Here is a 17,599-nt window from a genome sequence, read left to right on the forward strand (position 1 = left end):
CCGATCGCGGCCGAGGACGTCGATGACCTTTCAATCCGCTTCCGAAGTCGGGCTCTCCACGCCGCCTGTCGTCTGCGTCGTCGGCGGCGGGCCCGCGGGGCTTATGGCGGCGGAGCGGCTCGCGAGCCTCGGATTCCGGCCGACGCTGTTCGAGCGCATGCCTTCGGTCGCAAGAAAGTTCCTGCTGGCCGGCCGCGGCGGCCTGAACCTCACCCATTCCGAGCCGACCGAGGCCTTCCTCGGCCGCTACGGCGCGGCGCGCGCCGCGCTCGAACCGGCGCTCGCGCGCTTCTCCGCCGCCGACCTGATCGCCTGGTGCGAAGGCCTCGGCGTCGAGACCTTCGTGGGCTCCAGCGGCCGCGTGTTTCCACGCTCGTTCAAGGCGTCGCCGCTGCTGCGGGCGTGGCTGCGCCGGCTCGACGGCCTGGGCGTTCAACTCCGGGCGGGCCGGCGCTGGACCGGATGGACGGACGACGGCGCGCTCGCCTTCGAGGGACCGGACGGCGTCGAGACGGTCCATGCCGACGCGGTCGTGTTCGCGCTCGGCGGCGCGAGCTGGCCGCGGCTCGGCGGCGACGGCTCCTGGGTCGCTCCCTTCGCGCAGGCCGGCGTTCCCTCCGCCCCGCTCCGGCCGTCGAACTGCGGCTTCCTGGCGCGCTGGTCGCCCGTCCTCGTCGAGCGCTTCGAGGGCGAGCCGCTGAAGCGCATCGCCCTGAGCTTCGAGGGCGCCACGGTCCGCGGCGAAGCCATCCTGACCTCAGACGGAATTGAGGGCGGCGCGGTCTACGCGCTCTCCGCCCGTCTGCGCGACGCGATCGACCGCGACGGCGCGGCGCGGCCCATGCTCGATCTCAGGCCGGACCTCGCCGAGGAGGAGCTGGTCCGACGCCTTTCCGCGCCGCGCGGCGGGCGCTCGCTTTCCACCCATCTCCGCAAGGCCGCGGGCCTCGCGCCGATCGCCGCCGCCCTGCTGCGCGAAGGCCTGCCGTCGCTCCCGTCGGAGCCGCCGGCGCTCGCGCGGAGGATCAAGGCTCTGCCGCTCGAACTCGTCGGGACGAAGGGCCTCGAGCGCGCCATCTCCACCGCCGGCGGCGTGCCCTTCGGTGAGATCGACGACCGCTTCATGCTGACGCGCCGGCCGGGATGCTTCGTCGCCGGCGAGATGCTGGACTGGGAGGCCCCGACCGGCGGCTACCTGCTGCAGGCGACCTTCGCCACCGCCGTCGCCGCGGCGGACGGCGCGGCGAGCTGGCTCGCCGGGCGTTCGGGGACTTAAGCCGACAGCCGCTCCGCCGCCCGCGCGCGGCCGATGAACGGCAGCAGCTTCGCGAGCTCCGGGCCGTGCGGCTCGCCGGTCAGCGCGACTCTCAGCGGCGCGAACAGCGCGCGGCCTTTGGCGCCCGTGGCGGCGGAGACCGCGGAGGTCCACGCCTTCCAGGTCGCCTCGTCCCACGGCTCGGCCGGCAGCAGCGCCAGGGCTTCGGCGACGAGACCGGCGTCCTCCGGCGCGGGCCGCGGGGCGTCGGGCTTAAGCGGACGGGTCGCGATGCGCCACCAGTCGGCCGCCTCCCCGAGCGTGGCGAGGTTGCCGCGCACCGCCTCCCAGAACGCGGGCCCGCCTTCGACGCCGAGGGCGTCAAGACGATCGGCGACGGCGTCATACGGCAAGGCGTGCAGCGTCTTGGCGGACAGCGCCGCTAGCTCCTCCATGTCGACGCGGGCCGGAGCGCGCGACAGCCGCGAAAGCTCGACCAGGCCCGCCAGTTCGTCGAGCGAGGAGACCGGCCGCACCGCCTCCGCCGAGCCGATCAGCACGGCGTAGGCCGCGACCGCGAGCGGCTCGATTCCCTGCTCCCGCAGCGCTCGGAGCGACAGGCTGCCCTCGCGCTTCGACAGTCCGGCCCCATCGGCGGAGGTCAGCAGGTTGTGATGGGCGAAGGCCGGCGGCGGGGCGCCGAGCGCCGCGAACATGTCGATCTGCGCCGCGGTGTTGGCCACATGGTCCTCGCCGCGGACCACAGCGGTCACGCCCATGCCGGCGTCGTCGACGACGCTCGTGAAGACGTAGAGGAACGAGCCGTCGTCGCGTCGGACGACCGGGTCCGACAGGCTGGAGAGGTCGAAGCCCTGCAGCCCGCGCACGCCGTCCGGCCATTCGACGCGGCCGCCCGACAGACGGAAGCGCCAGTGCGGGCGCCGCCCCTCGGCCTCGAGCGCGGCGCGGCGCTCGTCGGTCAAACGGAGCGCGGCGCGGTCGTAGACCGGCGGGCGGCCGGAGGCGCGAGCGAGCTTGCGGGCGAGTTCGAGCTCCGGCTCGCTCTCATAGGCGGGATAGACCCTGCCCTCCGCGACCAGCCGGTCGAACGCCGCGACATAGGCGTCGCCGCGATCAGACTGCCGGACCTCGTCGTCCGGCGCCAGGCCGAGCCAGGCGAGATCCTCGCGGATGCCCTCGACATACTCCTCACGCACACGGGCGCGGTCGGTGTCGTCGAGCCGGAGCACGAAGCGCGCGGCCTGCTTGCGCGCCATCAGCGCGTTCAGCAGCAGCGTGCGGGCGTTGCCGAGATGGAGGAAGCCGGTCGGCGACGGCGCGAAGCGGTAGACGGCCATGCCGGCGCTCACCGGCCGCAGTCGCGGAGCCACATGCCGCCGGTCGGCGTCAGCTCCGGGTCGGGATTGCCGCTCCAGTAGGCGAAGGCGCGCTGCAGCTCGGGGAGGAACACCGCCGCCGGCGCGGGGGCGTCGAGCCCGGCGGGCTCCGCGCGCCGGAAGCGCTCGTCGAAGAAGTGGATCGGCGAGGCTGGGGCGTCGTCGTCCTGCGCCTCGGCCTCGGACCGGGCGCCGATGCGCCCGCCGGGCGTCGTCGGCGTCTTCGAGGCGCGGCGCTGATCGAGGACGAGCTCGGCGTAGCTTTCGCCCGTGCCGGTGGCGGCGGCGAGCCGGAAGCGGTACTGCGCGCCGGAGCCGAGCGACATGGCGAAACCGAACGGGCTCTCGGCGCTGGCGCGGCTGATTGGCGCGAAGCGGAGCGCCGCCGTCTCGCCTTCCGCCGGCCGGTAGGTGGCGGCGCCCAGCGTGCAGCCGGCGGCGTCGGCCTGTCCCGACAGCGCCGCGAGCATGGCGAGGGCCGCGGCCGCCTTCACCTCGCCGCTCCGGGATCGCGGAAGCGGTTGACGATGGGATAGCGGCGATCGCGCCCGAAGTTGCGCGCCGTCACCTTCACGCCGGGCGCGGCCTGCCGGCGCTTGTATTCGGCGAGATAGAGCAGCCGCTCGACCTTGCGCACGGTCTCCTCGTCGAAGCCGTCCGCCACCAGGTCGGCGACGCGCCGCTCGTCCTCGACAAGTCCGATCAGGATCGCGTCGAGCACGTCGTAGGGCGGCAGGCTGTCGGCGTCCTTCTGGTTCTCACGCAGCTCGGCGGTCGGCGGCTTGTCGATGATCGCGACCGGGATCACCTCGCCGTCCGGCCCGAGCGCGTCCTCCGGCTTCCAGCCGTTCCGGAGCGCCGAGAGACGGAACACCTGCGTCTTGTAGAGGTCCTTGATCGGGTTGAAGCCGCCGTTCATGTCGCCGTAGAGCGTGGCGTAGCCGACGGACATCTCGGACTTGTTGCCGGTGGTCACGACCATCGGCCCGAACTTGTTGGAGATCGACATCAGCAGCATGCCGCGGGCGCGGCTCTGCAGGTTTTCCTCGGTGACGTCGCGGTCGCGGCCTTCGAACAGCGGCGCCAGCACGGCCTCGAAGCCCTCGACCGCGGGCGCGATCGGCAGTGTGTCGTACCGGACGCCGAGCGCGCGGGCGCAAGCGTCCGCGTCCCGCAGGCTGTCGTCGGACGTGAAACGGTAGGGCAGCATCACGCAGCGCACGCGCTCGGGCCCCAGCGCGTCGACCGCCATCGCGGCGCAGAGCGCCGAGTCGATCCCGCCGGACAGGCCGAGCACCACGCCGGGAAAGCCCGACTTGTTCACATAGTCGCGGAGGCCCAGCACGCAGGCGCGATAGTCGGCCCGGTCGCCCTCCTCCAGCGTCGCCTTCGGCCCGCCCTCGCAAGCCCAGCGGCCGTCCGCGCCCTTACGCCAGACCGTGGTGACGACCTCGTCCACGAAGCCGCGCATCTGGAAGGCGAGCGAGCAGTCGGCGTTGAGCGCGAAGGAGCCGCCGTCGAAGACAAGCTCGTCCTGGCCGCCGATCTGGTTGAGGTAGACGAGCGGCAGCCCGCTTTCGACCACGCGGGCGGCGACAACGTTCAGTCGCGTCTCCGCCTTGCCGCGCCAGTACGGCGAACCGTTCGGCACGAGCAGGATCTCGGCGCCGGTCTCGACGAGGCAGTCGACCACCTCGTCGCCCCAGATGTCCTCGCAGACAGGCACGCCGACGCGCACGCCCCGCACCGCGATCGGCCCCGGCAGGGGACCGGCCGCGAACACGCGCTTCTCGTCGAACACGCCGTAATTGGGCAGGTCGACCTTGTAGCGCACGCCCGCCACCGCGCCGCCGGCGAGGTGGGCGTAGGCGTTGTAGAGCCCGCGTTCGTCCTTCCATGGCAGGCCGATCAGCACGTCCGGCCCGCCGTCGGCGGTGTCGGCGGCGAGTTCGTCGAGCGCGGCGCGGCAGGCCTCCTGGAAGGACGGCTTCAGCACCAGGTCCTCCGGCGGATAGCCGGCGAGGAACAGCTCCGAGAACATCACCACGTCCGCGCCCTGCCCCGCGGCCTCGGCGCGGAGACGGCGGGCGAGCGCGAGGTTGCCGCGCACGTCGCCCATGACCGGATTCGCCTGGGCGAGCGCGATGCGGAGCGTGTCGGGCGTGTGGGCTGCGGCCATGCCGCCCGTCTAGCGCCAAGCCGCCCCCGCCGCAATCGCGGCGAGGACGGTGAAGCGCGCCGTCCTCAGTTCAAGCGGATTTCGGCGCGCACCGGCCGGAAATCGGCCGGGCCGATCAGCGCCTTGTGCCCGACGCGCACGGAATGAAGCATCCCCTCGATCTCGCGCCGCCACCAGTCGAGGAAGGAGCGCAGGACCGGGTAGTCCGGCGCCCGGTCGTACTCCTGCCAGACATAGGCCTGCAGCAGCGCCGGATGGTCCGGCAACCGATAGAGAATCTCGGCGGTCGTCAGGCCGAAGCCGTCGAGCTGGCGGGCGAACTCGCCCGTCGGCCGCGTCAAGGCCGGTTTCGTCGTTTCGTCGGGGGTTGAGGAGATTCCGCGTCCGCTCATTTCGAACTCCCTCGCTGGCGGGCGCGGTCGCCAGCGCGCCCTAACCTCATGTTGAGACGTCGACACCGATCATGACAATTCTCTAAAGTTAAAAATCTATTGATATCATGTTGTTAGCAGCATTCCACGGCGAGTGCCAGCAGGGGCGCAAGCATTCGTCGATCCGTAAGGGAGCCGCCGCCGTATGTCGTCTTGGCTCCCGCGCCGACAACAACAAGAGACGGTCCCGATGCGCTCCGCCGCCCTCGCCTTCGCCTTCATGGCCGCCGCCTTGGCTACGGCTGCGCCCGAGGCGCGCGCCGGCTGCTTCAACGACTGCTTCGGCTCGAAGATGCAGGGCGACACCGACGACATCGCCGCGAAGGACTTCGCCCGCGAATGCCGCGCGACCTGCGACGCCCAGTCCGCCGACCGGATGGCGAGCGCCGGCGTAGACCCCGCCCGCCTGCAGACGTGCAAGGCCGAGCGGCTCAGCCTCGAGCAGTTTCGCGACGTGCGCGCCGCAAGCCCGTCCTACCGGGTGCAGTCGAACATCTTCCTGTGGGACGTGGTGAACCCCTACCCCGACAAGGCGCTGACCCGGATCGAGGTCTCGACCCAGACCCTGGAGCTGCAGGAGCTGACCCTGACCGGCACGGGCCTCGCGCCGCCCTCCTCGACCGCGACCTTCGTGATACCCGAGTTCTATGAGGGCTATCCCGCCGTGCGCTTCACCGCCAAGATCCGCGCGATCTGGGCGTGCGAGGTGAAATGAGCGAACTGTTCACGATCGGCTACGAGGGCGCGACGCCTTCGGCGCTCGCCGACGCGCTGGTGGAGGCCGGCGTCGAGGTGCTGGTGGACGTGCGGGCGGTGGCGAACTCCCGCCGGCCGGGCTTCTCCAAGCGCGCCCTCGCGGCGGGACTGGACGAGCGCGGCGTCGGCTATCTGCACCTGCGCGCCCTCGGCACGCCGGCGGACGGGCGGGCCGCGGCCCGCGCCGGGCGTCACGCCGAGATGCGGGCGATCTTCGAGGAGCACCTGCGCACCGAAGGCGCTCAAGGTGAACTGCGCGACCTGAAGGAGCTCGTGCGAAACGGCCGCCGGCTGTGCCTGCTCTGCTTCGAGCGCGAGCCGGAGCACTGCCACCGGCAGATGATCGCCGAACGCGTCGACGCGACGCTCGACGACGTCACGATCGCGCATCTGCACCCGCTGCCGGCGAGCTTCGTTCCGGGTTGACCCTTTGCTCTCCTCTCGAGAGCGCCTGCCGTCGACGACTTCTCGACCGCCCCTCAGGCCGCCGAGCGCGCGGTTCCGGCGGAGATCGCGGCGATGGCGGAGGCGGAATCGGACACCCAGCCGAAGATGCCGCCCTGCGCCTTGATCATCTTCAGCCCGTATTCGTGGAACTCCGCGAAGTAGGAGGCGCAGCAGTCGCCGAGGACCACGCAGCGGTAGCCGCGGTCGTTCGCCTCGCGCACCGTGGTGTTGACGCAGACCTCGGTGGTGACGCCGCAGACGAGCAGCGTGTCGATCCCGCGGTTCCGCAGCATCAGCTCCAGATCGGTCTGGTAGAACGCGCCCTTGCCCGGCTTGTCGATCACCGGCTCTCCGGGAGCCGGCGCAAGGTCGGCGATGATGTCGTGGCCGGCCTCGCCGCGGATCAGGATGCGGCCCATCGGGCCGGGCGCGCCGATGCGCAGCGACGGGTCCCCGCGCTCGACCTTGGCCTTCGGCGCGTCGGAGAGGTCCGGCCGGTGGCCTTCGCGGGTGTGGACCACCAGCAGGCCCGCGCCGCGCGCCGCCGCGAGGATCGCCTGGCACGGCCCCACCGCGGCGGCGAGGCGGCCGACGTCGTTTCCGAGCGTTTCGCCGAAGCCCCCCGGCTCCAAAAAATCGCGCTGCATGTCGATGATGATGAGCGCCGTCCTCGCGAGATCGACGAGGATGGGCTGCGGCTCTGCTGCGATTTCGATCACGGCGCACTCCTCGTCCGGGAATGAGGCGGTCAGGCCTCGTCGATCACGCTCACATGGGCCGCGACGACCTTCCATCCGTCGGGAAAGCGGACCCAGGTCTGGCTCTGCCGGCCGATCCGGCCCGGCGCGCCGTCGCGGCGGAACAGCGTGTTGGCGACCGCGAAATCGCGGCCGTAGGTGGTGATCAGCGTGCGTTCTAGCGCGCGCGCGAGGCCCTGCGGCGAGCGCGCCCGCCGGAACGCGCGGATCGCGTCCATGCCGTAGAGGTTCTCGCCGCCGCCGTAGCGCAGCGTCAGCGGATCGTCGCGGAACAGCGCCTCGAGCGTCGGCACGTCGTTGCCGACGAGCGCGGCTTCGTAGGCCGCGAACACGGCCTCGACCTCGGCCTTCACCTCGGGAATGTCGATCTCCAACGTCGCCTCCTAAAACGCCGGGGCGCGAACGCCGGCGACGCCGTCGCGCTCCAGCGCGCGGGCGACCCGCAGGGCGTCCGCCTCCCGCCACGGCGGCGCGATGATCTGCACGCCGAGCGGCAGGCCGTCGTCGAGCCAGACGGGCGCGGCCGCGACCGGCAGGCCGATGAACGAGATCGGCTGGGTGAACAGGCCGAGGTTCGGGCGCACCGGCATGGTCTCGCCGTCGAGCGTGAAGGTGGTCTGGCCGAGCTTCGGCGCGCGGCAGGGCGTCGCCGGCGCGATCAGGATGTCGACGTCCTCGAACGCCTTCGCGACGGCGCCGGCGAACCAGCGGCGGAAGCGCTGCGCCTGCGCGACGAAGGCGGCCGGCACCGTCGCTCCCGCGATCAGGCGGTCGCGCACCGCGGGGTCGAAGTCGTCCGGCCGCGTCCTTAGCCGGTCGAGATGCAGCGCCGCTCCCTCGGTCGCGGAGATCACATAGGCCGCCGCGCGGGCGCGCGCCGCCTCGGGCAAGGTGACGACCCGGTCCGCGCCGAGGCTGTTCGCGACGCGCGCCACCGCCTCGAAGCAGTCGGGCTCGCCCTTCTCGGCGAAATAGCCGCCGAGCGTCGCGATCCGCAGGCCAGCGACGCCGTCCTCCAGCGACGCGGTCGCGGGCTCCGGATCGCGCGTGGTCGTCGCGGCGTCGGCTGAGTCCGGCCCCTGCATCGCGTCATAGGCAAGCGACAGCAGCCACACGGAGCGGGCCAGCGGCCCGACATGGTCGAAGCTGTGGACGAAGGGAAAGGTCCCGGCGCGGGTCAGCCGGCCGTAGGTCGGCTTCAGGCCGAAGCAGCCGCACAGGGCCGACGGCACGCGGATCGAGCCGTTGGTGTCCGAGCCCAGCGCCACGTCGACGAAGCCGGCCGCGACCGCGGCGCCCGAGCCGCCGGAGGAGCCGCCGGTCATGCGGGTCAGGTCGTGCGGGTTGCGCGACGGGCCGTCATGGACGTTCTCGCCGGTGAAGTCATAGGCGTACTCGCCCATGTTCAGCCCGCCGAGCAGGACCGCGCCGGCCGCCTCCATGCGGCGGACGAGCTCCGCGTCGCGCTCCGCCGGGGCGCGTTCGCGGTTGATCTTCGATCCGGCGCGGGTCGGCAGGCCGGCGATGTCGAACAGGTTCTTCGCCGCGAAGGTGACGCCCGCGAGCGGTCCGTCGGCGCCGGAGGCGTCCTGCGCGCGCGCCGCCGCCACCGCACGGTCGGCGGTGACGTCGGTGAAGGCGCCGACACGGCCGTCATGCGCCGCGATTCTCGCGAGCGCCGCGGAAACCGTCTGCTCCATGGCGCCGGACGATGGGGATTTGACGGATGCGGACGCGGTCATGGACGGAACACCGGGGCAGGCTCCAGCTCGTCGTCGAACGCGAAGCGGGACACGAGACGCGCCGCGGCCATCGTCGCGGCGAGATGGGCGAGGGTCGAGGCGCGGGACTCCGGCGCGACGGTCAGGCCGAGCAGCGCGGTCGCCGCGTCGAGATGCGCCTCGAGTTCGGCCGGCGAGAGCGGCGGGACGGCGCTCATGCCGCGGCCCTCTCGCGCATGTAGGCGCGCCAGCCGCCGAAGCGGGTGATGTCGTCCGCGCCCTCCACGCCCTTGGGCTCGACCAGGAAGCCGAGCGCGGTCGAGCCGTCGGCGAGGACGAGCGTGCCGAAGCCGAGCGGTGACGGGACGCCGGCGATGAAAGGCCCGACCGCAGAAGCCGGCAGGGCCCAGACTTCGGTCGCGATCGCGGAGCCGCCCTCCCCGACCCGCAGCAATCCTGGCCGGGCGACCTTGCCGGGCAGCGCGAACAGGCGATAGAGCGGCGCGGTGTCGACCGCGCGCAGGAAGCGGCCGCCGTGGCGGGTCAGCTCGCCGTTGAGCGCCATGCCCGACAGATGGGCGCCGACGACCACCATCTCGATCTCGTCCGGCGCCGGCGCCGGCGCATGCTCCGGAGCGGAGGGCGCAGGCAGGCCGAGCGCGCCGATCGACGTGCCGCCCATGGCGTGCAGCCGCTCGCCGACCGCGGCGATCCGCGCGTCCGCGCCGGCCTCCGCGATCAGGGTCACGCCCGCCGGCAACCCGTCGGCGCGAGGGCGGCCGGGGACCGCCAGCGCGCAGAGATCGAGCAGATTGACGAAGTTGGTGTAGGTGCCGAACTCGCTGTTCAGGCCGACCGGATGCTCGGTCACCTCGGCGACGGTGCGCGGGCGCGGGAAGGTCGGCACCAGCAGCATGTCGACCGCGCCGAGGCTTGGCGCGAGCGTCCTCCGCATGGCGGCGAGCTCGTAGAGCCCGCCGAAGGCGCTCGCGGCGTCGAAGCGGCGCGCGCTCTCGATGATCTTGCGCGTCACCGGGTGCAGGGCTTCCGGTCGGCTCTCGATGAAGCTGCGGATGGCCTCGTAGCGTTCGGCCACGAACGGGCCGTTGTAGAGCAGGCTCGCCACCGCGAAGAACGGCTCGAAGTCGAGCTCGACGATCTCGCCGCCGAGCGCGCGGACATCCTCGAGCGTGGCGACGAAGGCGGCTTCGGCGCCGGCGTCGCCCCCGAAGCTGCGGCTCGCGGGCGTCGGGACGCCGACGCGGAAGCGCGCCGGAGCCGGGCCGACGGCCGCAGTCGGAACGGAGCGCGAGAACGGATCGGACGGCTCCAACCCCGCCATCGCCGCGAACGCGCGGTAGGCGTCGTCGACCGACTGCGCGAACACCGACACGCAGTCGAGCGTCCGGCAGGCCGGCAGCACGCCCTTGGTCGGCACGGCCCCGACCGTGGGCTTGAGGCCCACGATGTTGTTGAGGCCCGCGGGCACGCGGCCGGAGCCGGCGGTGTCGGTGCCGAGCGCGAAGCTGACGAGACCGCGGGCCACCGCGACCGCGGAGCCGGAGCTCGACCCGCCCGGCACGAGCGCGGGATCGACTGCGTTCAGCGGCGGCTGGTAGGGCGAGCGCAGGCCGACGAGGCCGGTCGCGAACTGGTCGAGATTGGTCTTGCCGACCGGGATCGCCCCCGCCGCCTTCAGCCGCGCCACGGCGACCGCGTCCTCCGCCGCCTCATGGGCGAAGTCCGGACAGGCGGCGGTCGTCGGCGCGCCCGCGACGTCGATGTTGTCCTTCACCGCGAACGGAACGCCCCAGAGCGGGCGCCCGTCCGGCGCGCTCCCAAGCGCCGCCGCCGCCGCGCGGGCGGTCGCGCGGTCCGGGATCGAGATGAAGATGCCTGCGTCGCCGCAGGCCTCGATGCGGGCGAACACCTCGTCGACCACGTCGACCGGCGACAGGCCGCCGGCGTAGGCGGCCGCCAGCGAGGCGAGATCGAACCGGAGTTCCCCAAGCGGCGTCGTCATTTCAATGCCCTGCCATGTGTTCGCCGATGACATGCACGTCGGCCTGCGCGATCGGCGTTTCGTAGACGAGCGCGCCGTCCGACATCACGAAGATGCGGTCCGACAGCTCGAGGAGTTCGTCGAGGTCCTCGGACATCAGCAGCACCGCGGCGCCGCCGTTCCGGGCCTTCATGATGCGCGCGCGGATTTCCGCCACCGCCGCGAAATCGAGCCCGAAGCACGGGTTCGACACCACCAGCAGGTCGACCTGGCCGGTGAGTTCGCGGGCGAGCACGGCGCGCTGCACATTGCCGCCGGAGAGCGACTGGATCGGCGACGACAGCGAGGCGGTCTTGACCTTGAACTGCTCGATCAGCCGCGTCGCGTAGGCGCGGATCGCGCGCGCGCTGATCCAGGCGACCGGCTTGCCGTCCGCGTTGAGGTCGAAGGTGCGGAAGGCGATGTTCTCCGCCACCGTCATCCGGGGGGCGCAGGCGTTGCGAAGCGGCTCCTCCGGGATGAAGCGGACGTTGAGCGCGCGCGACTGGGCGCGGCTTGCGTCATAGACCGTGTCCTTGACCACCACGGCGCCGCCCTCGCGCGCCCGCTGCCCGGCGATGGTCTCCAGGAACTCCTTCTGGCCGTTGCCGGAGATGCCGGCGATCCCGACGATCTCGCCGGCCCGCACCTCGAGCCCGTCGATCGCGATCGACTTCAGCCCCGTGCGGTCCTTGGCCTTGAGCTGCTTCACCGTCAGCACGGGCGTCGCGTCCGCCGGCGTCTCGGACCGGCTGTCGAGGGCGACGATCGGCTGGTCGCCGATCATCATCGCCGCCATCTGCTTGCGGTCGAGATCGGCGATGCGCCCGCCGCCGGTGCGGCGGCCCTTGCGCAGCACCGTGACGTCGTCGCAGAACGACGTCACCTCGTGGAACTTGTGGCTGATCATCAGCACGGTCAGCGCGCCGGCCTGGGTCATGCCGCGCACGAGGCCCAGCATCTCCTCCGCCTCGTTCGGCGTCAGCACCGAGGTCGGCTCGTCGAGCACGATGAAGCGGCGGCCGAGATAGAGCTGCTTGACGATCTCGAGCTTCTGCTTCTCGCCAGCCGCGAGCGCCGAGACCGGCTGGTCCAGAGGAATCTTGAACGGCATCGTCTCCATGAAGGCGGCGAGCGCCTTGCGCTCCTTGCGCCAGTCGATCACCCGCGGCGCGTCCTCGCGCGAGATGACGAGGTTCTCGGCGCCGGTCAGCGACGGGACCAGCGTGAAGTGCTGGTAGACCATGCCGAGCCCGAAACTGGCGGCGTCCTTAGGGTTGCGGATCAACGCTTCCTTGGAATCCACCAGCATCTGCCCGGAGGTCGGCGTGTAGAAGCCCATCATGCATTTGACGAGCGTCGACTTACCCGCGCCGTTCTCGCCGAGCAGCGCGTGGAACGAGCCGGCCGGGACCTTGATGGAGACATCGTCGAGCGCCGTGAAGGCCCCGAACCGCATCGTCATGCCGACCGCTTCGACGGCGACAGCGTCGCTCATGAACCGCTCCTGTCGAGGATGATGGCGACCGGGCCGCCGCCGGGCGGCCCCTGATGTTCGGCGCCGCCGGAGACGTAGATCTCGGTCTCGCCCAAGAGCCCCGCGAGCGCGCCGCCGACGAAGGCGCGGGCGTGGCGGGTCGAGGCGATGTCGGAATCGTCGAGCATGGTGTGGCGGCGCCCGCGGACCAGCCCCGAGGGATCGGCCTCCGCTTTCGCCAGCGCCGCGACCAGCGCGCCCGGCCCCATCCGCTCGCGAACCGCGGCGACCGAGCGGACGTCGATCGCGTCGCGCATCACGGCGTGGTCGATTGCGAGCGGCCCGGACCACGCCGCGCTCATGCCGAGCACCACGATCTCGTTGTCCAGCAGCTCCACCCCGGACGAGGCGGACGCGCAGGAGGAGAACAGGCCGTAGTCGCCGCAGACGTCGTCGTCGGACAGCCGGTCCAGCTCGATCTCGCCGAGCGCGGCCGCGACGCCGAGCGCCGACGCCCCGCGCGAAAGCCCCATGGACTTGAGCGTGTCCCGCGTCGCAGTCGTCGCGCCGCGCGCCTCGGCCGCTTCGGCGCGCGCCATGGTCAGCAGCGGGCACTTCACCTGCACGAAATGGACGTCGGCCGCGTCCGTCACGCCGGCGTCGGCCATGGCGCGGCGCACGCCGTCCGCGACCATCTCGGCGTGCGCGCGCCGGCCGAGGGCCTCGGCGGCGACCGCCGCGGTGCGGGCGACGCCGATCGCGAGCGCGCCCTCGGGCTCGTCGTCCACCTCCTCGCGGGCGAACACCGTCCAGTGCGGCGAGAGCGCGCCCTCGGTGCCGCCGGACATCACGATCGCCGCGCCGCCCGCGCCGTGGCGGGCGAACAGGTCTTCGAAGCAGCGCGTGGCGTACCCCCGCGTGAAGTCGTTGACGCAGCCGTTGCCTTCCGTCTTGCCGAGCACCGCCACGACGGAGGCCGGATCGAGCCCCTGCCCGAACAGCGCCTCGACGCCGGAGACGTCGTCCGGCCCGGAGGCGGGCACGCGACGCACGACGGCGCGCCTCGACGCCATCAGGAGATCGCCTCGATCAGGCTCGCCGAGGTCGCGACCGCGCCGAACACGCCGCCCTGCATCTTGATCATCTTGAGCGCGGCCTCGTGGTTGCCCCGGTCGGTCGCGGCGCAGCAGTCCTCCAGCATCACGCACTCGAAGCCGCGGTCGTTGGCCTCGCGCATGGTGGTGTGGACGCAGACGTCGGTGGTCACGCCGGTCAGCACGATGTTGTCGATGCGGCGCTGCTTCAGGATGAGCTCGAGGTCGGTGGCGCAGAACGAGCCCTTGCCGGGCTTGTCGATGACCGGCTCGCCTTTGAGCGGCGCTAGCTCCGGAATGATCTCCCAGCCCGGCTCGCCGCGCACGAGGATGCGCCCGCAGGGGCCGGCGTCGCCGATGCCGGCGCCGAACTGGCGCGACCGCCAGCGCTTGTTCTCGGGCAGGTCCGCGAGGTCCGGCCGGTGCCCCTCGCGGGTGTGGAAGATGTGGTAGCCGCCGGCTCGCATCGCCGTGAGCACGCGCTTGATCGGCTCGATCGGCGCGCGGGTGAGGCTGAGGTCGTAGCCCATGCCGTCGACATAGCCCCCGGGGGCGCAGAAGTCGGTCTGCATGTCGATGACGATGAGCGCGGTGTTTTCGGGCCGCAAATCGCCGTTGTAGGGCCATCGGTAGGGGTCGGCCTCCACGAAGCGCTGCTGGTCGAGGCGAGCGTGCATGTTCATGGCGCTGGCTCCGGCTTTCACTTGGTGATCGACAGCTCGCCCGGCGCGCCGGCGAGCTGCCGGCCCGGCGAGGAGGTGGCGATCATGATGACGAGGGTGAGGATGTAAGGCGCGGCGTAGAACAGGTAGTAGCCTTGGGTGACGCCGACCGACTGCAGAGCCGGCCCGAGCGCGCCCGCGCCGCCGAACAGCAGCGCCGCCGCGAAGCAGCCGAGCGGGTTCCAGCGCGCGAAGATGACGAGCGCGACCGCCATCAGGCCCTGGCCCGACGAGATGCGCTCGTTCCAGCTTCCGGGGTAGTAGAGCGAGAGGTAGGCGCCGCCGACCGCCGCGAGCGCGCTGCCGGCGGCGGTCGCGAACAGGCGCACCGTCGTCGGCGACAGGCCCATGGCGCGGGCCGAGTCGGCGCTGTCGCCGATCACCCGCACGATCAGGCCGAGCTTCGTGTTCTTGAACGCCCACCACAGGAACAGCGCCAGCGCGGCGCCGATGACGAACAGCGCGTTGACGTTGAGCGCCGCGCGCACCTGCGGGATCGACGACCAGTCGCCGAGCGGGATCGCAGGCAGGTGTGGGGCGGAGGGCTGGATGTACGGTTTGCCGAAGAAGAAGGCGAGGCCCATCCCGAACAGCATCAGCGCGATGCCGACCGCGATGTCGTTGACGCGCGGGAACGAGCAGATCCAGCCGTGCAGCAGGCCGAAGCCCGAGCCCGCGACCATCGCCGCGAGCACGCCGAGCCAGGGCGAGCCGGTCTCGACCGCGACGGCGTAGGCCGCCATGGCGCCGAAGACGAGCGTGCCCTCGAGGCCCAGATTGATGCGGCCCGAGCGCTCGGTGATCGCCTCGCCGAGGCTCACGAAGATGAACGGGGTCGAGACCCGGATCGCGCCGCCGAGCACGGCGAGGGGCACGCCCCAGAGGCCGATGTCGTTCTCCATCACGCCCTCGCCCAGCGGTCGGGGTTGAAGATCTTGAAGCGGCCGTAGAGCGTGTCGCTCATCAGCACGACGATGAAGAGCATGCCCTGCAGCACCAGGATGGTGGCGTCGGGCAGGCCCATGCGGCGCTGGATCAGGCCGCCCGCCGCGGCGATGCCGCCGAGCAGGAACGCGACCGGAATGCAGCCGAGCGGGCTCTGCCGGGCGAGGAAGGCGACCAGGATGCCGGCGTAGCCGTAGCCGGCGGCGAGCGAGGCGTTGGCGGAGCCCTGCACCGCCGCGACCTCGAACATGCCGGCGAGGCCTGCGAGCGCGCCGGCGAGCGCGCAGAAGCCGACGATCAGCGGCCCGACCGCAAGGCCCTGGATCTGCGCGGCGCGGACGTTGCCGCCCGCCACCCGCGCGGCGAAGCCCCAGCGCGTCTTGTCGATCAGCACCCAGCAGGCGACGCAGGCGACGACGCCGACCGCGAGCCCCCAGTGCACGTCCATGCCCGGCATCGGCCCGATGCGGTAGGCGGCGTCGAGCGGATGGGTCGACGGCTTGTTGAGCGACGCCGGGTCGCGCAGCGGGCCCTCGACGAGCTGGTTCATCAGCGCGATGGCGATGTAGGCCATCAGCAGGCTGGAGATGGTCTCGTTGACCGCGCGGTAGTGGCGCAGCGCGCCGACGGCGCCGATCCACAGGCCGCCGGCCGCCATGGCGGCGAGGCCCATCCCGAGAATGACGACCGGGTACGGCAGGCCCGAGAGCGCGTGGCCGAAGGCGGCCGCCGCGACGCCGCCCAGCACGATCGCGCCCTCGCCGCCGATGACGGTGAGGCCGAGCCGCGCCGGCAGCGCGACGCACAGCGCCGCGAGCAGCAGAGGCGTCGCCCTGAGCAGCGCGTTCTGGATCGAGAACCAGCTTCCGAAGCCGCCGCGCCACATCAGCTCGAAGAACTGGGCGGGGGATTTGCCGAGCAGCAGCAGGAACACGCTGAACGCGGCCATGCCGGCGACGAGCGCGCCGAGCGGGATCACGATCCCCTCGGCGCGGCGCGCCGTGAAGGCGAGCGCCGCCGCGAGGCGGGGCGGCGCCAGGACGTCAGAGGCGGTCACGTCGGCCATCCCCGCTCCCCCGGCTCAGGACGTGGAGCCCTGCACGCCCTCGACGAGAAAGCCCGTGCTCTCGAGCTCGATCGCGGTCTCCGGGAAGGCCTTGCCCGCGGCCGCGATCTCCTTGCCCTTGTTGTCCTTGAGCGGCCCCTTGATGACGGCGTAGCCGCCCTTCTTGATCTCGGCGAGCGTCGCCTCGAACTGGTTGCGGCCGGCGTCGGAGACGCCCGGCCCGAGCGGGCTCATCTTGACGAAGCCGTCGGCGAGCCCGCCGCGGGTGAAATTCGGCAGCGGCTCGCCGGCGAGGAGATGCTTGGCGTACATCTCGTAGACCGTCGCCCAGTTCCACTCGGCGCCGGTCAGGTATTTCTCCGGCGCGAGCAGCGCCTGGCTGGCGTGGTAGCCGCAGACGAAGGCGCCGCGGTTGGCGGCGGTCTGCACGACCACTTTCGGGCCGTCGACATGGCAGGTGATCACGTCGGCGCCCTGATCCACCAGCGCGTTGGTGGCCTCAGCCTCCTTGACCGCGAGCGACCACTCGCCGGTGAAGATCACCTGGCAGGTGATCGACGGGTCGACGGAGCGCGCGCCGAGCAGGAACGAGTTGACGTTGTTCAGCACCTGCGGGATCGGCTTGGCGGCGACGAAGCCGATCTTCTTCGTCTTGGTCGCATGGCCGGCGACGACGCCGTTCAGGTACTGGCCCATGGCGATGTAGCCGAAGTAGGAGCCGGCGTTGGCGGGATGCTTGTCCTTGTCCCAGAGGCCGCCGCAGTGGCGGAACTGAACGTCGGGGAACTTCTTGCACATGGCCAGCATGTGCGGGTCGAAGTAGCCGAACGAGGTCGGGAACACGAGCGTCGCGCCGTCGAGGTTGATCATCGACTCCATGGTCTTCTGGACGTCGACCGACTCCGGAACGTTCTCCTCCTCGACGACCGTGACGCCCTCCATGCCCTTCAGCATCTTGGCGCCCTCGGCGTGGGCCTGGTTGTAGCCGTAGTCGTCCTTCGGCCCGACATAGATGAAGCCGATGGTCGCCGACGCCGCGCGCGCGGGGCGGAGCGAGAATGGCAGACCCGCCATGCCGAACGCCGCGCCGGCGGCCGAGGTCTTGAGCAGGGTGCGGCGGGAAATCAGCGGATGGGACATGGGCGACGCCTCTCGGTGCGGAACGCGCGGACCCTCGGCCCACGCCAGCGGTATGCACGAGTTCCCGCGCCGGAGAGCGGCGCGGATCATTCAGCGGGAATGCAATGTCGGGGCCGGTTTCCGGTCGCGTTTTCCGCGGCGGCCAAGCCGGCGTGAAGCCATGCGCATCA

At 71.9% G+C, this 17,599-nt stretch carries 18 protein-coding genes; 3 read left to right on the forward strand and 15 right to left on the reverse strand.

Annotation, left to right across the window (positions count from 1 at the left end; genetic code table 11):
• Positions 1-22: 22 nt before the first annotated feature.
• Entirely contained in the window at positions 23-1,276 is a 1,254-nt protein-coding gene (locus ACFSCV_RS13800; RefSeq protein ID WP_378800155.1) for a BaiN/RdsA family NAD(P)/FAD-dependent oxidoreductase, read from the forward strand.
• Here the strand turns inward: ACFSCV_RS13800 and ACFSCV_RS13805 are convergent.
• The 4 genes from ACFSCV_RS13805 to ACFSCV_RS13820 all read right to left on the reverse strand — a co-directional run bounded on the left by ACFSCV_RS13805 (position 1,273) and on the right by ACFSCV_RS13820 (position 5,172).
• Positions 1,273-2,613: a glutamate--tRNA ligase gene (locus ACFSCV_RS13805; protein WP_378800156.1), complete on the reverse strand. Its 1,341-nt coding sequence runs from the start codon at positions 2,611-2,613 to the stop codon at positions 1,273-1,275. The genes ACFSCV_RS13800 and ACFSCV_RS13805 overlap by 4 nt on opposite strands.
• Before the next feature lie 8 nt (positions 2,614-2,621).
• Positions 2,622-3,146 carry a hypothetical protein gene (locus ACFSCV_RS13810; RefSeq protein WP_378800157.1) on the reverse strand — a complete coding sequence of 175 codons (525 nt, stop codon included), beginning with the start codon at positions 3,144-3,146 and terminating at the stop codon, positions 2,622-2,624.
• On the reverse strand, positions 3,143-4,831 hold the full coding sequence (locus tag ACFSCV_RS13815; RefSeq protein ID WP_378800158.1) for an NAD+ synthase: 1,689 nt from the start codon (positions 4,829-4,831) through the stop codon (positions 3,143-3,145). Before ACFSCV_RS13815 ends, ACFSCV_RS13810 begins: the two co-directional genes overlap by 4 nt.
• A gap of 65 nt (positions 4,832-4,896) precedes the next feature.
• Positions 4,897-5,172: an usg protein gene (locus ACFSCV_RS13820; protein WP_378800159.1), complete on the reverse strand. Its 276-nt coding sequence runs from the start codon at positions 5,170-5,172 to the stop codon at positions 4,897-4,899.
• A 280-nt stretch (positions 5,173-5,452) separates the two neighbouring features.
• Here ACFSCV_RS13820 and ACFSCV_RS13825 point away from each other — a divergent pair, with 280 nt between their 5' ends.
• Both ACFSCV_RS13825 and ACFSCV_RS13830 read left to right on the forward strand, forming a co-directional pair.
• Positions 5,453-5,977, forward strand: a complete 525-nt coding sequence (locus tag ACFSCV_RS13825; protein ID WP_378800160.1) for a hypothetical protein — start codon at positions 5,453-5,455, stop codon at positions 5,975-5,977.
• On the forward strand, positions 5,974-6,444 hold the full coding sequence (locus ACFSCV_RS13830; RefSeq protein ID WP_378800161.1) for a DUF488 domain-containing protein: 471 nt from the start codon (positions 5,974-5,976) through the stop codon (positions 6,442-6,444). Before ACFSCV_RS13825 ends, ACFSCV_RS13830 begins: the two co-directional genes overlap by 4 nt.
• 53 nt (positions 6,445-6,497) lie before the next feature.
• Here the strand turns inward: ACFSCV_RS13830 and ACFSCV_RS13835 are convergent, their stop codons facing one another.
• The 11 genes from ACFSCV_RS13835 to ACFSCV_RS13885 are packed head-to-tail and all read right to left on the reverse strand — an operon-like array spanning position 6,498 to position 17,429.
• Complete coding sequence (locus ACFSCV_RS13835; protein WP_378800162.1) at positions 6,498-7,184, reverse strand: cysteine hydrolase family protein; 687 nt, start codon at positions 7,182-7,184, stop codon at positions 6,498-6,500.
• 29 nt (positions 7,185-7,213) lie between these two features.
• Complete coding sequence (hpxZ, locus tag ACFSCV_RS13840; protein ID WP_378800163.1) at positions 7,214-7,597, reverse strand: oxalurate catabolism protein HpxZ; 384 nt, start codon at positions 7,595-7,597, stop codon at positions 7,214-7,216.
• Between the two features lie 9 nt (positions 7,598-7,606).
• Positions 7,607-8,965, reverse strand: coding sequence for an AtzE family amidohydrolase (locus tag ACFSCV_RS13845; protein ID WP_378800164.1), 1,359 nt, complete (start codon positions 8,963-8,965; stop codon positions 7,607-7,609).
• A complete protein-coding gene (locus tag ACFSCV_RS13850) occupies positions 8,962-9,162 on the reverse strand; it encodes an AtzG-like protein (protein ID WP_378800165.1) in 201 nt (66 codons plus the stop codon). Before ACFSCV_RS13850 ends, ACFSCV_RS13845 begins: the two co-directional genes overlap by 4 nt.
• Positions 9,159-10,967, reverse strand: a complete 1,809-nt coding sequence (gene atzF / locus ACFSCV_RS13855) for an allophanate hydrolase (protein WP_378800166.1) — start codon at positions 10,965-10,967, stop codon at positions 9,159-9,161. Before atzF ends, ACFSCV_RS13850 begins: the two co-directional genes overlap by 4 nt.
• A gap of 1 nt (position 10,968) precedes the next feature.
• Positions 10,969-12,483 (reverse strand): ABC transporter ATP-binding protein, encoded by a 1,515-nt coding sequence (locus tag ACFSCV_RS13860; protein WP_378800167.1) that lies wholly within the window; start codon positions 12,481-12,483, stop codon positions 10,969-10,971.
• The gene (atzD, locus tag ACFSCV_RS13865; RefSeq protein ID WP_378800168.1) at positions 12,480-13,535 is read right to left on the reverse strand and encodes a cyanuric acid amidohydrolase; all 1,056 of its coding nucleotides are present in this window, start codon (positions 13,533-13,535) and stop codon (positions 12,480-12,482) included. The genes ACFSCV_RS13860 and atzD overlap by 4 nt, the downstream gene beginning before the upstream one ends.
• Positions 13,535-14,233 (reverse strand): biuret amidohydrolase, encoded by a 699-nt coding sequence (gene biuH, locus ACFSCV_RS13870; protein WP_378800743.1) that lies wholly within the window; start codon positions 14,231-14,233, stop codon positions 13,535-13,537. The genes atzD and biuH overlap by 1 nt, the downstream gene beginning before the upstream one ends.
• A gap of 23 nt (positions 14,234-14,256) precedes the next feature.
• Positions 14,257-15,183, reverse strand: a complete 927-nt coding sequence (locus ACFSCV_RS13875; RefSeq protein WP_378800169.1) for an ABC transporter permease — start codon at positions 15,181-15,183, stop codon at positions 14,257-14,259.
• Positions 15,180-16,289, reverse strand: coding sequence for an ABC transporter permease (locus ACFSCV_RS13880; protein WP_378800170.1), 1,110 nt, complete (start codon positions 16,287-16,289; stop codon positions 15,180-15,182). Before ACFSCV_RS13880 ends, ACFSCV_RS13875 begins: the two co-directional genes overlap by 4 nt.
• A 15-nt stretch (positions 16,290-16,304) precedes the next feature.
• Complete coding sequence (locus tag ACFSCV_RS13885; RefSeq protein ID WP_378800171.1) at positions 16,305-17,429, reverse strand: BMP family ABC transporter substrate-binding protein; 1,125 nt, start codon at positions 17,427-17,429, stop codon at positions 16,305-16,307.
• Between the last annotated feature and the right edge of the window lie 170 nt (positions 17,430-17,599).

Source organism: Methylopila henanensis, assembly GCF_042681025.1.
In the GTDB taxonomy this organism is placed as follows: domain Bacteria; phylum Pseudomonadota; class Alphaproteobacteria; order Rhizobiales; family Methylopilaceae; genus Methylopila; species Methylopila henanensis.

What these genes read in the sequence shown, in the direction of transcription:
- ACFSCV_RS13800 (WP_378800155.1), top strand. Translation starts at nt 23, where the DNA reads ATGACCTTTCAATCCGCTTCCGAAGTCGGGCTCTCCACGCCGCCTGTC.
- ACFSCV_RS13805 (WP_378800156.1), bottom strand. Translation starts at nt 2,613, where the DNA reads ATGGCCGTCTACCGCTTCGCGCCGTCGCCGACCGGCTTCCTCCATCTC.
- ACFSCV_RS13815 (WP_378800158.1), bottom strand. Translation starts at nt 4,831, where the DNA reads ATGGCCGCAGCCCACACGCCCGACACGCTCCGCATCGCGCTCGCCCAG.
- ACFSCV_RS13825 (WP_378800160.1), top strand. Translation starts at nt 5,453, where the DNA reads ATGCGCTCCGCCGCCCTCGCCTTCGCCTTCATGGCCGCCGCCTTGGCT.
- ACFSCV_RS13830 (WP_378800161.1), top strand. Translation starts at nt 5,974, where the DNA reads ATGAGCGAACTGTTCACGATCGGCTACGAGGGCGCGACGCCTTCGGCG.
- ACFSCV_RS13845 (WP_378800164.1), bottom strand. Translation starts at nt 8,965, where the DNA reads ATGACCGCGTCCGCATCCGTCAAATCCCCATCGTCCGGCGCCATGGAG.
- ACFSCV_RS13850 (WP_378800165.1), bottom strand. Translation starts at nt 9,162, where the DNA reads ATGAGCGCCGTCCCGCCGCTCTCGCCGGCCGAACTCGAGGCGCATCTC.
- atzF (WP_378800166.1), bottom strand. Translation starts at nt 10,967, where the DNA reads ATGACGACGCCGCTTGGGGAACTCCGGTTCGATCTCGCCTCGCTGGCG.
- ACFSCV_RS13860 (WP_378800167.1), bottom strand. Translation starts at nt 12,483, where the DNA reads ATGAGCGACGCTGTCGCCGTCGAAGCGGTCGGCATGACGATGCGGTTC.
- atzD (WP_378800168.1), bottom strand. Translation starts at nt 13,535, where the DNA reads ATGGCGTCGAGGCGCGCCGTCGTGCGTCGCGTGCCCGCCTCCGGGCCG.
- biuH (WP_378800743.1), bottom strand. Translation starts at nt 14,233, where the DNA reads ATGCACGCTCGCCTCGACCAGCAGCGCTTCGTGGAGGCCGACCCCTAC.
- ACFSCV_RS13880 (WP_378800170.1), bottom strand. Translation starts at nt 16,289, where the DNA reads ATGGCCGACGTGACCGCCTCTGACGTCCTGGCGCCGCCCCGCCTCGCG.
- ACFSCV_RS13885 (WP_378800171.1), bottom strand. Translation starts at nt 17,429, where the DNA reads ATGTCCCATCCGCTGATTTCCCGCCGCACCCTGCTCAAGACCTCGGCC.